Genomic DNA, 16,343 nt, shown 5'->3' with positions numbered 1-16,343 from the left:
ATGGGGGGCAATGATAGTTATTCTATGTATGTCTTTTACACAAACGTATGCACAAGAGGTTATAGGAACCTGGAAAGGTAAATTATCTGTTCAAGGAAATGAAATTCCACTGGCTTTTCATATCGAAGAAAAAGATGGAGCTCTATCAGCTACTATGGATAGTCCATCTCAGGGAGCAACCGGAATTCCTTTAGATAAAGCAGTTTTTGAAAACAATCAATTAACTTTGGGACTTAAACAAGCAGGGGTGAAATATGTAGCATCTGTGGAATCAACTAAATTAAAAGGAACTTTTTATCAAGCAGGAATGGAGCTACCATTAGAAATGGAAAAATCAGAAAAAACAATACCAGGTAATCCCGAGTTGGTGACTTCTGATACCGAATTACTAGAATTAGGTAATCTGGATAAAGGGGATCATAAATACTCTGTGGAAGATTATTTTGCAAGACCAAAAGCTAGAAGTTTTCAGTTTTCACCAAACGGAAAGTATTTATCTTATAGAGAAAAAGATGATAATAAAAAAAACCATGTATATGTAAAAGATATTGCTTCTGGTAAAGTTACTCGTGTTATCGAGGAAAAAGAAGAATTAATACGAGGTTTTGGCTGGGTAAATAATGAGCGCCTAGTTTATGTTATGGATAAAGGAGGTGATGAAAATTATCATTTGTTCACCGCTGGAATTACCGGAGGAGAGAGCAAAGATTTAACTCCATTTGGTGAGGTTCAGGTAAATTTCTTGGAATTATTAAAGGAGGACAAAGACCATATTATTATTTCTATGAATAAAAATAATAAGCAAATCTTTGAGCCATATAAGATAAATGTTATTACAGGAGAACTTACTCAGCTATATAAGAATGAAGATGCTGCAAATCCTATAATGGGTTATAATTTTGATAAAGACGGAAACTTAAAAGGTTTTGTTAAGCTTCGTGATGGGGTTAATATGGATCTTCATTATGCCAAGGAAGAAGGTAAATATGAAATCATTAAGAAACTGAATTGGAAAGATACTTTCTCTATATTACGTTTCGATTATGCTACTGATAATCCACATGATGCTTATGTAGTATCTAACCTGGAGACTGATAAGTCTCAGATATATTTATATGACTTAAAAGAGGATAAAGTAATTAAAAAATTGTATTCTAATGATAAGTACGACGTATCTAATCTTTCAGTTTCTAGAAAAAGAGGGTATGAATTAGATTATTTTTCTCACCAAGGAGAAAAAAGAGTAGTGGAGCCAGTTAGTGATTATTACAAGAAACTTCATAAAAAAATTACTAATAAATTCCCTGACCATCAATATTCTATAGCAGATAAAACTGACGAAGAAGATAAATATCTGATCTTTTTACAAAGTGATAAGTTATATGGTGTATATTATTCTTATGATGCAAAAACTGAAGAGTTTAAATTACTATACAATTTGATGCCTCAGCTGAAGGAAAATGATATGGCAGAGATGCGTCCTATCACTTTTAAAAGTCGAGATGGATTAACCATACATGGGTATATCACTTTACCAAAAGAAGCTTTACAAGGAAAAAAAGTTCCATTAATTGTTAATCCGCACGGTGGCCCACAAGGAATTCGTGACTCTTGGGGATTCAATCCTGAGTCTCAATTATTCGCAAGTAGAGGATATGCAACATTACAGGTTAATTTTAGAATCTCTGGAGGTTACGGAAGAGAGTTTTTAGAATCTGGATTTAAGCAAATTGGTCGTAAAGCAATGGATGATGTAGAAGACGGTTTAAAATATGTGATTGAGCAGGGATGGGTAGATGAAGATAAAGTTGCAATCTACGGTGGAAGCCATGGTGGATATGCTGTACTTCGTGGATTGACCAAAACACCTGATTTGTATGCTTGTGGAGTAGATTATGTAGGAGTTTCTAATCTATTTACTTTTATGAAAACTATTCCTCCATACTGGAAGCCATATTTGAAGATCATCAAAGAGATCTGGTATGATGAAGATATTGCTGAAGAAAAAGCAATTATGGAAGAAGTTTCGCCGGTATATCAAATTGATAAGATTAAGAAGCCATTATTTGTAGTTCAGGGAGCGAACGACCCTCGTGTAAATATAGATGAGTCTGATCAAATCGTAAAAGCATTACGTGACAAAGGGTACGATGTACCTTATATGGTAAGATATGATGAAGGTCATGGATTTGCTAAAGAAGAAAACTCGGTTGAGATGTATAAAGCAATGATGGGATTCTATGCTAAACATTTGAATAAAAAGCAAAATACTAAACCTGTAAAAGGATAAGTTTAGTCTTTATTTGGGTAAAAACCTCCTGGATTTTGGTTCAGGAGGTTTTTTTATGATTTTTCTTCAAATTCAGGACAGTCTAATCGAATGTCGATATCTTTTAAATTAGTCTGAATCAGATGACAATAATGACTGTCTTTACTTTTCTTTTCATAGAACTTACATCCATAACAAGTTCTTTGTAAAGATAAGATCCCGGATCGATTAAGTTTATAAATCAACGAACTAAGAGTTTTAAATAGAGATTCCTGTTCTTTAGTATCAAAACTATCTACCTGCTTTTTAATGGGGTCTGCAAAATTTTCGATCTCAGCAACACTTTTTGTCCCTTTTGGTGTAAGACTAATATAATAACTTCTACTATCGGTTGTGGTTTTGTTTTTAGAAATCATATCCTTTTGCTTCAATACTTTAACAGCGTCACTAACTGTCGGTTTGGTAAGGTTGAATTCTTTTGCCAAATGGCTTACAGTACATAAATTCTCTTGATGATAGGCTACAAAAATTAGGATTTGTATCTGAATAGGGCTTAACCCTATTTTTTTAGCATGTTCCCATAACAATACTCTGAAAGCCTCAGAAATTCGTTCTAGGCCAATTACAATTTTGGCATTGACATCTTTATGCTGGAATGGTATGTTAAATATACTCTTGTTCATAGAAAAGCTAATGAGAAAGTTTAGCTTTCTCATTAGCAAAGTTAGTAATCCTAATTATTTGTTATATCGTTATTTACAATTTTCCATTTCGATAATAGAATAACCAGATGTTTGGATGTTATCAATTATTTCTTGAGTGGCTTTTTCTATATGACAAAAGCTGCATTCCTTAGAAGTTAAACCATAAGTTTCAAAAGGCTTGGAGTTCAGGTATATTTTACCAAACTCAAAAATTTGATTTTCATTTTTTAAGTTATCCGGAACCAAAATATCGAAATGCATTACAGACCCATCTTTTCGCCGAACATAGGTATCCCAAACTGCTATTTTCATTCTAATGTATTATCTAGATTGAACTGTATAGGGAAGGGAAAGATCGGTGCTCAAAACGCTATATACTTCATAAACACCAAGCATAGGTTTGTCTTTGATCTCTGTATTAACCTGCATATAAGCTGCAACTGCATCAAATCTAAAGTCAATTTTATGATTCATGCGATAGTCAGGAATTACCACTTTTATATTATTTCCTTTAGTAATTACCTGAAAACCGGGAGAATCCATATACATAGGCATCCCTGGATTGGTGGGAGGAAGTTTTACAGTCTTATCATCTTTGTTAAACTGTTTTACAGATAACCCACCTGCAACTCTATTATCTTCACGTAAAACTACCCAATGAGGATGCCAAATAATACCATCATTGTCATATACACTATCATTGTTTTCATCCCATAAAGGCGTATCATCAAAGTCAGGGTGAGAAGTGAGTGCTAAAGCCAAAATCCCTTCGGTTTCACTAAACCCAACATCAGTTGGTTTTAATGTAGTAGGAAAAACATATCCTAAGACCGGAGCACCGTGTAATTGCCCCACTGGATTCGGAGTAGTGGCTCCAGCATTTCCTTTTACCGTAATTTCCCAGATAATACTGGCTATTTCTGTATCATGGATAACAGAAGCATCTATGATCTGTAAATCATTGTTTTTGTCATTTATTTTTTCGTTTTCTTCACAAGCATTGAGTGAAGTACATAAGATGATTAATACTAAAGTCAAAATTCTGTTTTTCATTTGTAAATATTTGAGAATAGTTAGGATTCTTTAAATTAGGAATCCTAACTATTTGAATTAAAAAAATTACCCTTTTACATCAGCTATAGATGCACCATAGTTAATATGCAACACATTTCCATTTGGAGTTAGTAGAGCAGGAACGGATTGCACACCAGCTTTTTCTGCGGTTTCGATCTGTGAACGATCTTCGCCAAGGTGTATAATCTCTATATTAGTAGCGCCTATAAGAGTTACAATATCCTGTTCTGCACTTACGCAAACCGGGCAACCGGCATGATAAAAAATTGATTTATTCATTTGTTTAAGATTTTAATAGTTAGACAAAATTTCATTACAAATATAGTAAGGAATCCTAACTAAAAAAATGTTTTCACAATATTTTAGGTTTTCATAAAAAAACCGCTAAAACTGATGTTAAAGCGGTTTGTATTAACTTCTAATATTAGATTTGTCTAACCCCTACGAGCGTGACTCACTAACTACTACTCACTACTTTATCATATCAAAACTACGATTAATAAAAGCAGTTAGTTCTTCTCCTTTTAATAAATTCTGAGAAAGTCTAGCTAAGTCAAGAGATTGTTTAATCAAGCGCTCTTTCTTTTTATCGGTTTTTGTGTCCTTGATTTGAGAGACCAATTCATGGTTGGTATTTACAATCAGATTATACATTTCAGGCATATTACCCATACCAAACATACCGCCTCCACCGCCTGTTTGTTGCATCTCTTTCATACGACGCATAAACTCGGGTTGTGTAATCATAAATGGAGCAGCATCGCTATCCATAGCTTCTAATTGTACGGTATATTTCTCAGCAGGAATCACTTTTTCTAAATCTCCTTTTAGAACTTCTTTTTCTTCATCAGATAATTTAGAGATAGTTTCTTCATCTTTCTTGATCAAATTATCTACGTGATCCGAATCTACACGAACAAAAGTGATATTTTCTTTACTGGTTTCTAATTTTTGAATCAAATGAGAAACAATTGGAGAATCTAGAAGTAATACTTCATATCCTTTATCTTTTGCTGCAGCAATATAAGCGTGCTGATCATCTTTATTTGACGCATAAAGAACGACTAATTTATCATCCTTATCTGTTTGATTGTCTTTGATCTTTTCTTGTAACTCTTCAAAAGTCAAGTAGGTATCATCAACTGTAGGATATAAAGCAAATTTGTCAGCTTTTTCGAAGAATTTTTCTTCAGAAAGCATTCCGTACTCAATTACAATCTTAATATCATTCCATTTTTGTTCAAAATCCTCTCTACTGTTCTTGAACATAGAACTCAATTTATCCGCAACTTTACGAGTAATATAGCTAGATATCTTCTTTACATTACCATCCGCTTGAAGGTAAGAACGAGATACATTTAATGGAATGTCAGGAGAATCAATTACTCCACGAAGCATGGTAAGAAACTCTGGTACAATTCCTTCTACGTTGTCGGTTACGAATACTTGGTTTTGATATAATTGAATTCTGTCTTTTTGCATATTCATATCCTGACCTAGTTTTGGGAAATATAAAATTCCGGTAAGGTTAAAAGGATAATCTACATTAAGGTGAATATTAAATAAAGGTTCTTCGAACTGCATAGGATACAATTCACGATAAAAACCTTTGTAGTCTTCATCCTTAAGATCAGCAGGTTGTTTTGTCCACGCAGGGTTAGGATTGTTGATAATATTATCTACTTCCTGAGTTGGAGCAGGGTCTTCTTCTTTAGCACCTTCAGGTTTTGGTAAAGTTTCAGTTTTAGTACCAAATTTTATGGATACCGGCATAAACTTATTATACTTTACTAATAACTCTCTAATTCTTGCCTCTTCAAGAAACTCAGTGTCATCTTCACCAATATGAAGAATAATTTCAGTTCCTCTTTCTGTTTTATCATGTGCTTCAATAGTATAAGTTGGAGAACCATCACAAGTCCAATGAGCAGCAGGCTCATCTTTATAGGATTTAGTAATGATTTCTACTTTATCAGCTACCATAAAAGCAGAATAGAAACCAAGTCCAAAATGACCTATAATTCCTGAGTCTTTAGCACTATCCTTATATTTTTCTAGAAATTCTTCTGCTCCTGAGAATGCAACTTGATTAATGTATTTTTCAACTTCTTCTGCTGTCATACCAATTCCTTGGTCAACTATATGAAGCTGCTTTTTGTCTTTGTCTATCTTAACTTCGATCAACGGATTGCCATATTCTACTTTGGTTTCGCCAATATTGGTTAAGTGTTTTAGCTTTAAAGTTGCGTCGGTTGCATTAGATATAAGTTCTCTTAAGAAGATTTCATGATCAGAATACAAGAACTTTTTGATTAAAGGAAAAATGTTTTCTACCGATACATTAATATTTCCTGTTGCCATATTTTATAATATTTATTTAATTATCTCTTTATGAAATCTCTATTGTCAAAAAAAATACCAATGTCGATTGGCTGACAAACTGACATTGTAAGGTTACTTTTTTGCCAAAACAGTAAGTTATTAAGGTTAATTACGTCTATAATAATCGAAAAATAGACCTTTCAATTTTCTTGAAACAACTTTAACAAATTTTTTGTTTAACTTTTTATAAAAAAAATTAAACAATTCATATATTTACATATAATCAGTAGTTATGTCAGCATCCAATAAAAAGCAAGCGATAGATCATCAAGAAATAATTTCCAGATATATGAATTATGTTTTGGAACATGATGGTTACCCGAAATCTGTATACAAGTTTTGTAAAGCATCAAAAATAAAAGAAGAAGACTTCTATAGTTTTTTCGGAAGCCTAGAGAGTCTAAATAAAGGAATATGGAATGCCTTTTTTACAACGACTCTAGATGCAATGAATAAGAATAAAGAATATGGAGGGTTTTCTAGTAGAGATAAAATGCTAACGCTTTTTTATACACTTTTTGAGCTATTAAATTTAAATAGAAGCTATGTTTTATTCTCGTTACAAGCACATAAGGTCCCTTTTAAGAATTTAGAGCAGTTAAAAGGATTAAGAAAACATATTAAAGGATTTGCTTCAGAGCTTATAGAACAAGATAACGACGAAAAACTATATAAAATAACTAAAAATCCTGTTTCCATATTTTCTGAAGGAGCTTGGTTGCAATTTTTGTTCTTATTAAAATTTTGGGTAGATGATGAATCACCTGGTTTTGAAAAAACCGATGTAGCCATAGAAAAATCAGTAAACACCATTTTTGATCTTTTTGATAATACACCATTAAATAATGTATTGGATTTTGGAAAATTTCTATGGAAGGAGAAATGGATGTGGAATTAATGTAAGGAAATTTATTAATTATAGACTCTCCAAGTATAAATGAAAACAATAGATAAAATACCAACAAGCAAATTAGGTCGTACTGCAGAATTAGTAAAAACCGGAGTAAAGGTTGGAGGTAACTATCTAAAGTATTATGGAAAGAAAGCTGTAAATCCTAACCTTACAAAGGAGGAGCTGAACGAAGATAATGCAGCGGATATTTATGATGGGCTTAAAAACCTAAAGGGAAGCGCATTAAAAGTGGCTCAAATGCTTTCTATGGAAAAGAATTTACTGCCTAATGCCTATGTAGAAAGATTTTCTTTGGCACAATTTAGTGTTCCTCCCTTATCAGCTCCATTAGTAAGAAAAACATTCAAAAAATATCACGGAAAATATCCAGAAGAGTTATATGATACGTTTGCAACTCAATCTGTAAATGCGGCGAGTATCGGACAGGTACACAAAGCAAATAAAGATGGGAAAAAACTTGCTGTGAAAATCCAATATCCTGGAGTTGCAAACAGTATAAGTTCTGACTTGGCGATGGTAAAGCCCATCGCCATCAGAATGTTTAATCTCAAAGGTAAAGACTCAGAAAAATATTTTAAAGAGCTAGAAGGAAAGCTTTTGGAAGAAACAGATTATGTATTAGAGGTTCAGCAGAGTAAAGATATTACTAAAGCTTGTACCAAAATTCCTAATCTTAGATTTCCTGAGTATTATGAAGATCTATCCAGTAAGCGTATTATTACTATGGATTGGATGGATGGCTTACATCTTAGCGAATTTGCAAAACAAAATAAAGATCAAGAAAAAGCAAATAAAGTAGGACAAGCGCTTTGGGATTTTTATATGTATCAGATGCATATCCTCAAAGCAGTACATGCAGATCCGCATCCGGGAAATTTTTTAGTGGACAAAGAAGATAATTTGATTGCCATAGATTTTGGTTGTGTTAAGAAAGTTCCGATGGATTTTTATACACCATATTTCGAATTGGCTGAGAAGAAAAATATTGACGATTCCCATTTTTTTGCCCGAAAAATGTTTCAGCTGGAAATACTCCGAGAAGATGATTCCCCCGAAGAAAGACAATTCTTCTCGGAGTTGTTCCATGAAATGTTAAGTCTTTTTACAAAACCTTTTCAGGCAGATACTTTTGATTTTGCTGATGAAAGTTTCTGGAATGGGATTACAGAATTAAGTGAGAAATATTCTAAAGATACAGAACTAAGAAAAATGAATGGTAATAGAGGAAGTAAACATTTCCTATATATCAATCGTACATTCTTTGGTTTATACAATTTGTTACACGATCTAAGAGCAACCATACGTGTAAGAAATTTTGAAAAGTACCTATAGTCAGTCATCCGACTGACTTGGTTTGTTTATTTATTGGTTAGGTTGTTAGGAAGGTGTGCTGTGGTTGGCGCACCTTTCGCTTTTTAGTGAGATCCTATTTTCAATGCGTTAGCTTTTGAAAATAGATGATCGAACTAATCCCGCTGTAGAGCGGGATCTTCTGAAGATATTATGATGTTTTCTTTGGTAAACGCAGCGTATCGAAAATAGATGATCGAACTAACCCTACTACACGTCGGGATTTCTTCTTTTCTGCTATGGTTTATAAGATTTTGCAACAGACTTATTTATTGTTTATTAAGAGGAAATGGTTCTGGTGGTGCATATTCAACTATTTCTGCCGCGATAACGACTGCAGGTGAGAGGGATAGAATTATAATCACTCCCTAAGCAGGAGAAATTTCTTATTTTGAGAAAAATAGTATTTATTGATTTTAGGATAATGAAATTTGTAGTATGTCAAAAATACATTTCTGCGTATCTTGCGTTAGCAAATACTCTTAATAAAAATGTTTAAAACCAACCTACCCTTATATATTTTCATTCTTGGTATCCATTTTTGTGTTTTTTCTCAAGAAAAAGAATCGGTTCTCAATCTTATCAATCAAGTTGAAAATGAGGTAGATAAAATTAAAAAACTAGAACTCTTTGATTCTGTTTCAAAAGAAATATCAAAGCTGCAATCTATAGATCCAGTTTTTTATAAAAAAAACTATCCAAAATATGAACTTCAGTATATTGCTCTTGCGAGAGAATTGGATAGTATTGACTTGGCTGCATTTAGGACATCGCGGTTCACATATTTTTATCTGACTTCTGCGGGTAAACCCGATTCTGCTTTAGTAATAGTAAATAATATTATTAAGGATAGCCTTAAAATAAAAAAAAGAAAAAATTTAGGGCATTTGTATTTGAAAAGAGCAGGTGCTAATTTTCAGATTGATGATTTAAAAAAAGCAATATTAGATTATCAAAGAGCAGAAAAAATATATCACCAAACCAAAGACTCTATTTTTGAGGCAGATGCGATCTTTTTTAATGGTCAAGCGAATGAACGAATAGGGAATCTAACTCAAGCTATCCTTAAGTATCAGTCTGCCAGAGATCTATATGCAAAACTAGGAGATACTTCTTATGTGGCATTAACCAAAATAGGAGAGTCCAATATCTTTAGCCAATTATATTTATTAGATGAGTCATTTAGAGTAAGGCAAGAAATAAAAGCTTTACTTAATAGTAAGGAAAATAAAGACTATTCAGTATTGTCGGAGTTAAGCGTTAATGATTCTAGAGATTTTGTAAAAAGAAAAGAGTTTGATAAACAAGAAGAGGCTTTGTTAAAGGCATTAGAATTATCAAAAAAGCAAAATCAATTTCCTAATCAAAGTTTTGTGGTACGATCATATCTTGCGGAATTTTATGCTAAACAAGGTAAGCCTGAAATAGCTAGAAAATATTTGGATACTATTCAGTTGGAAGAGGATTTGGTAAATAGCCCTTTTGATAGGATTTTTTATCTAAAAGCTTTAGGAAGGGTTAAAATGGCTGAGGGTAAATATGAAGATGCAAAACCAGTTTTCGAAGAAGAGATAAAAATATTCAAGAAAGCAAACGATATAAGAGGGCAGGTGCATATAGAAAAAGAGCTTTATGAGGTCAATAAAAAACTGAATAACCATCCTCAGGCTTTGGTACATTTAGATAGGCATTTAGTATTAAAAGATTCTATATATAATTTAACCAGATCTAATAGTGTTATTTATTATCAGACACTATATGAGACAGAAAAACGAGATAGTAAAATAGCAGTTCAGGAGGCAAACATTCTGGCTTTGGAGGCAAAAAATAAGGCTAGACTAAATTTGATAATTTTTGGAGGTATTGGATTGAGTCTTTTCTTCCTTTCATTATATCTATACAGGAATAGAATTTTGTTGATACGCAATAAAAAAATGCAACAATCATTTTTACAAGAGCTCTTACAAACCCAAGAACGAGTTAGTAAACGAATTTCTAAAGATTTACACGATAGTGTGGGGCAAAGTTTGTTATTGGTAAAGTCCCGGGTAAAGCAAAATAATGATGAAAAAACTTCACAAGTTGTAGATGGAGTTATAGATGAGGTACGTGCGATATCTAGAAGTTTACATCCATTTAAGCTGGAAGAACTAGGCCTTACGGTTACTCTACAAAGTAGTGTAGAAATGATTGATGAGAATTATGATATGTTCATTAGCGCTGAAATCGATAATATCGATGAGGTTTTTGACCAAGAAAAGGAAATTAATATTTATAGGTTAGTTCAGGAAAGCTTTAATAATATACTAAAGCATTCTAATGCCCGGTCTGCCGAGATAAAAGTGGTTAATAAAGCAAATAATATAGAAATAGTTATTAAGGATAATGGTAAAGGATTTGATGTTTCGAAAGAAAAGTCCTCTACTTCAAAAATTGGCTTAAAAACATTGAGCGAGAGATCAAAGTTTTTAAAAGCTAATTTTAAAATCCTTTCTGAGATTAACCAGGGAACCACACTTATCTTCAATATTCCAAAACATGTTTAAACCAGACATACTTATAGCAGATGATCATCCATTATTATTAAAAGGGCTTGAAGAATTTCTGAAAGAAAAGAAATATAACATTATAGCTACTTGTAATGATGGACTTTCAGCATATAATACTATTATAAAAGAAAAGCCAGATATAGCTATTTTAGATATCGAAATGCCTAATCTTACAGGTGTCGAAATAGCGAAGAAATGTAAAAGGCATCAAATAAAGACTAAGGTTATATTGATTACACTGCATAAAGAGAAAAAATTCTTTGAAGTTGCTGTTAAATATGATATTCACGGATATTTATTAAAGGAATTTGCTTTAGATGAAATAGAAGCTTGTATTGCTAGTGTGGTGAAAGGCGAGCCTTATTTTAGCGAGAAGATATATAAACGATTTACACAGGGCTCAGGAAACCATGAAATCATAGAAAAATTGACACCTTCAGAGATTAAAATCCTTAAATTAATTTCGGATGAAATGACCAGTGCCGGAATTGCTGAGTTTTTAAGTATTTCAGCTAGAACTGTAGAAAAACATCGCGCGAATATCATTCGTAAACTTGATCTGGATCAAAAACCTAATGCATTACTGATTTGGGCTCAAAGAAATAAAGAGTTGTTTCTTTAATATAGATTCTTCACGATTACGTATGGTTACGTATATACTTGCGGTATAGTATTTTATATATTTGATGTAAATCAATTAACTGAAAAAATGATTTTATCAACACCTTTACAGAGTTTTACCGATATTTCATTTCAGATTTTTTCTAATCCTTTATTGGGTAAAGTTTATATTGATTTCAACTATTATATGCCCAAAGCATATTATGAAGTATTTAATAAAAACGGAGACTTAATAAAAAAAGGAAAAAACTTATCCATCCGGAATACAATTTCACTGGATTCATTTCCAACAGGGATGTATACAATTAAAGTACAGGGAGAAACTAAAAGTGTTGCTAAAAGCTTTTTAAGGTTTTGAAGATTTAAAAAACGGGGGAAAAGGTTGTTAATTAATTTTGGCAACCTTTTTTATTGTAAAAATCCATTAAAGTTAAAAGAAACCTAATCTTGAATTTACTATGCATGCATATAATAACATTGAAGTTTCTTTTACCAGAATTTAGAGAATACATATCTTGGGCTGCAGTTTTTTAATTATATGTAATTCGTTGAAAAATTACACAATACACACTCAATAATTTTTATATGTATACTTCCAAGATATCAGGATTAGGATACTATGTTCCTGAAAATGTTGTAACTAATGATGATCTTTCAAAAATTATGGATACCAACGATGAATGGATCCAGGAACGTACCGGTATCAAAGAAAGGCGTCATATCAAGAAAGGAGATGGTAATAGTACCTCTACAATGGGAGTGAAAGCTGCCGAAATTGCTTTAGAAAGAGCTAAGCTGTCTAACGATGATATTGATCTTATTATTTTTGCCACACTAAGCCCTGATATGTATTTTCCTGGAGGAGGAGTGCGAGTTCAGGATATGATGAATATGAAAACCATCCCCGCATTAGATATCCGTAATCAATGTAGTGGATTTGTTTATGCACTTTCGGTTGGAGATCAATTTATTAAGACAGGAATGTATAAAAATATTCTTGTTATCGGAAGCGAGAATCATAGTGGAGGATTAGATATGACAACCCGAGGAAGGGGAGTTTCTGTAATTTTTGGCGATGGAGCGGGAGCAGCAATATTAACTAGAAGTGAAGAAGAAGGCAGAGGTATATTGTCTACTCATTTACATAGCGAAGGAGCACATGCAAAGGAATTATCATTAGAAGGTCCTAGTACCGATCATTGGGTTCCGGAGATTATTGCAGAGAACCCGCAGGAAGATATCCCTTATTATCCATATATGAATGGACAATTTGTATTTAAGAATGCAGTTGTAAGGTTCTCTGAAGTGATTAATGAAGGTTTACAAGCTAATAATCTTAGCCCGGCTGATATCAATATGTTAATACCACATCAGGCTAATTTGAGAATATCTCAGTTTGTGCAAAAGCAGTTTAGACTATCAGATGATCAGGTGTATAATAATATCCAGAAATATGGTAATACTACAGCGGCATCAATTCCTATTGCTTTAACAGAAGCTTGGGAAGAAGGCAAAATCAAGGAAGGTGATGTAGTAGTACTAGCAGCTTTCGGTAGTGGATTTACCTGGGGTAGTGCAATTATTAAATGGTAATAATCTTCCAGAAGATAAATAGAAAAACGCGAAGCATTTGCTTCGCGTTTTTTATTACTGGGTTATCGTTTTTTAAAGGCTAATTCAAATAAATCATAACCAACTGTGTAATAATAGACGTTATAAATTATGATAAGTTACATAAACCGTGTGTTTTTATTGTATTTTTATATTTTATATGTTTTTCGTGAAAATAATTTTAAAATTAACTAATTAAATAAGAAATATTTAGTTAATTAACATTTTCTTTGAAATTATTTTAAAGAATACCTCCTCCGGATTTTTCATTATTATCTCTTCGTTTTCTGGATACCTTTCTATTTTTTCCACTACCAAAGCGATATGATAATCCAAGGTAAACAGTTTGTGTTTCTCCTTGGAACCTTCCGTTTTGAGGAAAAGGTGTGTCGCCGGAGAACCTGAAACGCATCGTATTAAAAATATCATTAAAATTGATACTTGCCGTACCTTTACCTTGTAAGAAATTATAACGTGCTCCTGTATTAACAAAGTAAAAAGGTTTAGATGTAAACTGAATACCTTCTTGTTCTCCTCGATAAAAACCAAATATTTGAAAAGTTAGATTTTTAGTAGCTTTAAAATTGTTATTCATTCTGAAGTTGTAGATAACTGCATCTACTTCTCTGGGAACTTGTATAATTTCATCCATTCCGTTAATTTCTACTACATCTTCTACAATACCTTTTTGAGTTTGAGCATAGAGATCAAAACTTGCGTTAAAATTCCACCATTTGGCTGGACGATAATTGCTTGAAATTTCTAACCCATACGCAGAGTTATTGTCAAAATTTTCGAATGTAAGTATCTGACCTTCCTCTACAGTTGGGTCAGCCAGTAAAGTTTGATTGATTTCATCATTAATCAAACGATAAAAAGTTCCTGCCGTGATAGATCCACCTTTTAATCTTTTGGTATAATTTAGCTCAATAGAATTAGTGAATTGAGGATCTAATTGAGGATTACCTTTGGAAGTAATTCGTGGAGTACTCCATTCTCTGATTGGATTTACTTGGTTAAGTCCAGGTCTATCTACTCTACGGCTATAGCTTAATTGAAAAGTACTCTTTTCTCCTGGATTATATGTTATATATGCAGATGGATACACAGTATAGATATCATCTTCAAATACTTTTTCTCCATTAAAAATTGCTTCTACCTGATAACTTTCGAATCTAGCTCCTAACTGATAGGACCATTTTTCAAAGTTTTTTCCATAAGTAGCATATAATGCATGAATGTCTCTGTCATAAATATAGTTAGAGTCATTGAAAAAAGTAGATTGATAATCATTATCTGTACGTCTTAATCGTCCTTCATAACCTAATTCTAGTTTTGCCTTTTCTGATAAAGGATTTACATAATCCAGATTTATGGTTGTATTAGTTCTTTCATTATTTAAGACATCATTATAATCATCCGTATTACCGCCTACAAAATCAAAGTCATCATCACTATCATTTTCAAAAACATTATAATCTACTTCTAACTCGATATTATGACCTTCTTTTTTGAAGTCATGTTTGTAGTCAAAATTATACGTAGAACCTAGATTGTCACTATTATTTACTAGATCTTGAAGTACATTGTTTTCTTGATTATCAAAAAAGATGATATCTGTAGCTCCACTAGTAACTCCATCAAATAAATTTTGATTTGTGTATATGGATACTGTATTGTGTTCATTGATGTAGTAATCAAACCCCACTTTAATTAAATGAGATTTATTATTATCTAGAAAACGAAAATCAGTTCTGTAATTTTGATCTTCTCTAAATACAAAACCTTGATTTAGATTTTTAGTGATATTTGCACCATAATTCCCATACACATTTATTTTACCACTTCTGTAGTTCAAATCAACAGAACCATTAAACCTGGCATTTTGATCCCAATTTACACCTAGGTTAATGTTTCCATTAAAACCAATATTAGCATTTTTGTGTAATACTATATTAATGATACCACTCATACCTTCAGGGTTATATTTTGCTGAAGGATTAGTGATCAATTCTACAGACTTTATAGACGTTGAAGGGATTTGCCTTAATAGTTGAGTAGGTGATATATTAGTTGGTTTACCATCAATAAGTATTTGCACATTGGGATTACCACGCAAAGCAATATTACCATCCTGGTCTACATTTACGGACGGAATATTTTGCATAATCTCTGCTGCAGTACCACCAGTAGTAGTTAAATCTTTTCCAATATTAATTACTTTACGATCAATTTTTTGTTCAATAGTAGTTCGTTCTGCTACAATAGTTACATCGTCAAGAGATTGAGCTTCTTCTTCTAATGCTACGGTGCCCACGTCAATATCTTTATTCTTTCTAGAGATTTCTATAGATTTTGTATATGTAGAATAGCCAATAAATTGAACTTTTAGAATGTAGTTTCCTTTAGGAATGTCAGTGATCAAAAAATCACCATTGTCAGTTGTTATGCCGCCTGTAACAGTTTTTCCAGCTCCGTCGTTAATGATTATTGTTGCATAGGGGATTGGCTGGTTAAGGTTTTTGTCAATTACCTTACCCTTTATGGTGCCCACAATAGCATTATTATTAGGTTGTGCCATAAGTGATAGGCACCATAAAGAAAGTAAAAGCAAAATCGCTTTTTGATTGAATGTTTTCATCTGAACGTTTATTTGATTGAGAGTTGTTATGCATTGTACTTTGTAATACATAATACAAATGCGTGTTTTTGTAAATTTTTATACGGTGATTAATCGTATATATGTGTGTAAGACGAATTTGTTTAAATTCTGTTACAGTTTATTTCGAATTTAACAATAAATTATAATCAGACGATTAAGTGTTATGTTTCTATTTGTATAAAATCTTATCATTGAATGTTTTACAGAT

The 16,343-nt window shown here is 32.4% G+C and carries 13 protein-coding genes; 7 read left to right on the top strand and 6 right to left on the bottom strand.

Annotation, left to right across the window (positions count from 1 at the left end):
* Window positions 1-10 precede the first annotated feature (10 nt).
* Entirely contained in the window at window positions 11-2,290 is a 2,280-nt protein-coding gene (locus tag J8M14_RS22430; protein ID WP_247672745.1) for a S9 family peptidase, read from the top strand.
* Window positions 2,291-2,343: 53 nt separating this feature from the next.
* Here J8M14_RS22430 and J8M14_RS22425 read toward each other — a convergent pair whose 3' ends face one another.
* The 5 genes from J8M14_RS22425 to htpG form a co-directional block, all read right to left on the bottom strand.
* Window positions 2,344-2,952 (bottom strand): MarR family winged helix-turn-helix transcriptional regulator, encoded by a 609-nt coding sequence (locus J8M14_RS22425; RefSeq protein WP_211077078.1) that lies wholly within the window; start codon window positions 2,950-2,952, stop codon window positions 2,344-2,346.
* 69 nt (window positions 2,953-3,021) lie between these two features.
* Window positions 3,022-3,285, bottom strand: coding sequence for a DUF2024 family protein (locus J8M14_RS22420; protein ID WP_211077077.1), 264 nt, complete (start codon window positions 3,283-3,285; stop codon window positions 3,022-3,024).
* Window positions 3,286-3,294: 9 nt separating this feature from the next.
* Window positions 3,295-4,026, bottom strand: a complete 732-nt coding sequence (locus J8M14_RS22415) for a hypothetical protein (RefSeq protein ID WP_211077076.1) — start codon at window positions 4,024-4,026, stop codon at window positions 3,295-3,297.
* A gap of 66 nt (window positions 4,027-4,092) precedes the next feature.
* Window positions 4,093-4,326, bottom strand: a complete 234-nt coding sequence (locus J8M14_RS22410; RefSeq protein WP_211077075.1) for a thioredoxin family protein — start codon at window positions 4,324-4,326, stop codon at window positions 4,093-4,095.
* A 192-nt stretch (window positions 4,327-4,518) separates the two neighbouring features.
* The gene (gene htpG, locus J8M14_RS22405; protein ID WP_211077074.1) at window positions 4,519-6,408 is read right to left on the bottom strand and encodes a molecular chaperone HtpG; all 1,890 of its coding nucleotides are present in this window, start codon (window positions 6,406-6,408) and stop codon (window positions 4,519-4,521) included.
* A 253-nt stretch (window positions 6,409-6,661) separates the two neighbouring features.
* On the opposite strand from htpG, the gene J8M14_RS22400 reads away from it, so the two are divergent.
* From J8M14_RS22400 to J8M14_RS22375, 6 genes are all read left to right on the top strand, one after another.
* Window positions 6,662-7,327, top strand: a complete 666-nt coding sequence (locus J8M14_RS22400; RefSeq protein ID WP_211077073.1) for a TetR family transcriptional regulator C-terminal domain-containing protein — start codon at window positions 6,662-6,664, stop codon at window positions 7,325-7,327.
* A 39-nt stretch (window positions 7,328-7,366) separates the two neighbouring features.
* Window positions 7,367-8,674 (top strand): AarF/UbiB family protein, encoded by a 1,308-nt coding sequence (locus J8M14_RS22395; RefSeq protein ID WP_211077072.1) that lies wholly within the window; start codon window positions 7,367-7,369, stop codon window positions 8,672-8,674.
* 509 nt (window positions 8,675-9,183) lie between these two features.
* Window positions 9,184-11,238 (top strand): sensor histidine kinase, encoded by a 2,055-nt coding sequence (locus tag J8M14_RS22390; RefSeq protein ID WP_211077071.1) that lies wholly within the window; start codon window positions 9,184-9,186, stop codon window positions 11,236-11,238.
* A complete protein-coding gene (locus J8M14_RS22385; RefSeq protein WP_211077070.1) occupies window positions 11,231-11,863 on the top strand; it encodes a response regulator transcription factor in 633 nt (210 codons plus the stop codon). Before J8M14_RS22390 ends, J8M14_RS22385 begins: the two co-directional genes overlap by 8 nt.
* A gap of 87 nt (window positions 11,864-11,950) precedes the next feature.
* Window positions 11,951-12,220, top strand: a complete 270-nt coding sequence (locus J8M14_RS22380; RefSeq protein WP_211077069.1) for a T9SS type A sorting domain-containing protein — start codon at window positions 11,951-11,953, stop codon at window positions 12,218-12,220.
* Window positions 12,221-12,447: 227 nt separating this feature from the next.
* On the top strand, window positions 12,448-13,455 hold the full coding sequence (locus J8M14_RS22375) for a beta-ketoacyl-ACP synthase III (protein WP_211077068.1): 1,008 nt from the start codon (window positions 12,448-12,450) through the stop codon (window positions 13,453-13,455).
* Between the two features lie 259 nt (window positions 13,456-13,714).
* Here J8M14_RS22375 and J8M14_RS22370 read toward each other — a convergent pair whose 3' ends face one another.
* On the bottom strand, window positions 13,715-16,114 hold the full coding sequence (locus tag J8M14_RS22370; protein WP_211077067.1) for an outer membrane beta-barrel family protein: 2,400 nt from the start codon (window positions 16,112-16,114) through the stop codon (window positions 13,715-13,717).
* Between the last annotated feature and the right edge of the window lie 229 nt (window positions 16,115-16,343).

It is taken from the genome of Aquimarina sp. MMG016, assembly GCF_018100805.1.
Classification (GTDB): domain Bacteria; phylum Bacteroidota; class Bacteroidia; order Flavobacteriales; family Flavobacteriaceae; genus Aquimarina.
Note: the sequence above shows the minus strand (reverse complement) of the source record. Positions and strands in the feature narration are given on the sequence as shown.

Excerpts from the sequence above, each read along its gene's own strand:
- J8M14_RS22430 (WP_247672745.1), top strand. The coding sequence starts at position 11 with ATGATAGTTATTCTATGTATGTCTTTTACACAAACGTATGCACAAGAG.
- J8M14_RS22410 (WP_211077075.1), bottom strand. The coding sequence starts at position 4,326 with ATGAATAAATCAATTTTTTATCATGCCGGTTGCCCGGTTTGCGTAAGT.
- J8M14_RS22420 (WP_211077077.1), bottom strand. The coding sequence starts at position 3,285 with ATGAAAATAGCAGTTTGGGATACCTATGTTCGGCGAAAAGATGGGTCT.
- J8M14_RS22400 (WP_211077073.1), top strand. The coding sequence starts at position 6,662 with ATGTCAGCATCCAATAAAAAGCAAGCGATAGATCATCAAGAAATAATT.
- J8M14_RS22425 (WP_211077078.1), bottom strand. The coding sequence starts at position 2,952 with ATGAACAAGAGTATATTTAACATACCATTCCAGCATAAAGATGTCAAT.
- J8M14_RS22375 (WP_211077068.1), top strand. The coding sequence starts at position 12,448 with ATGTATACTTCCAAGATATCAGGATTAGGATACTATGTTCCTGAAAAT.
- J8M14_RS22395 (WP_211077072.1), top strand. The coding sequence starts at position 7,367 with ATGAAAACAATAGATAAAATACCAACAAGCAAATTAGGTCGTACTGCA.
- htpG (WP_211077074.1), bottom strand. The coding sequence starts at position 6,408 with ATGGCAACAGGAAATATTAATGTATCGGTAGAAAACATTTTTCCTTTA.
- J8M14_RS22385 (WP_211077070.1), top strand. The coding sequence starts at position 11,231 with ATGTTTAAACCAGACATACTTATAGCAGATGATCATCCATTATTATTA.
- J8M14_RS22390 (WP_211077071.1), top strand. The coding sequence starts at position 9,184 with ATGTTTAAAACCAACCTACCCTTATATATTTTCATTCTTGGTATCCAT.
- J8M14_RS22415 (WP_211077076.1), bottom strand. The coding sequence starts at position 4,026 with ATGAAAAACAGAATTTTGACTTTAGTATTAATCATCTTATGTACTTCA.
- J8M14_RS22370 (WP_211077067.1), bottom strand. The coding sequence starts at position 16,114 with ATGAAAACATTCAATCAAAAAGCGATTTTGCTTTTACTTTCTTTATGG.
- J8M14_RS22380 (WP_211077069.1), top strand. The coding sequence starts at position 11,951 with ATGATTTTATCAACACCTTTACAGAGTTTTACCGATATTTCATTTCAG.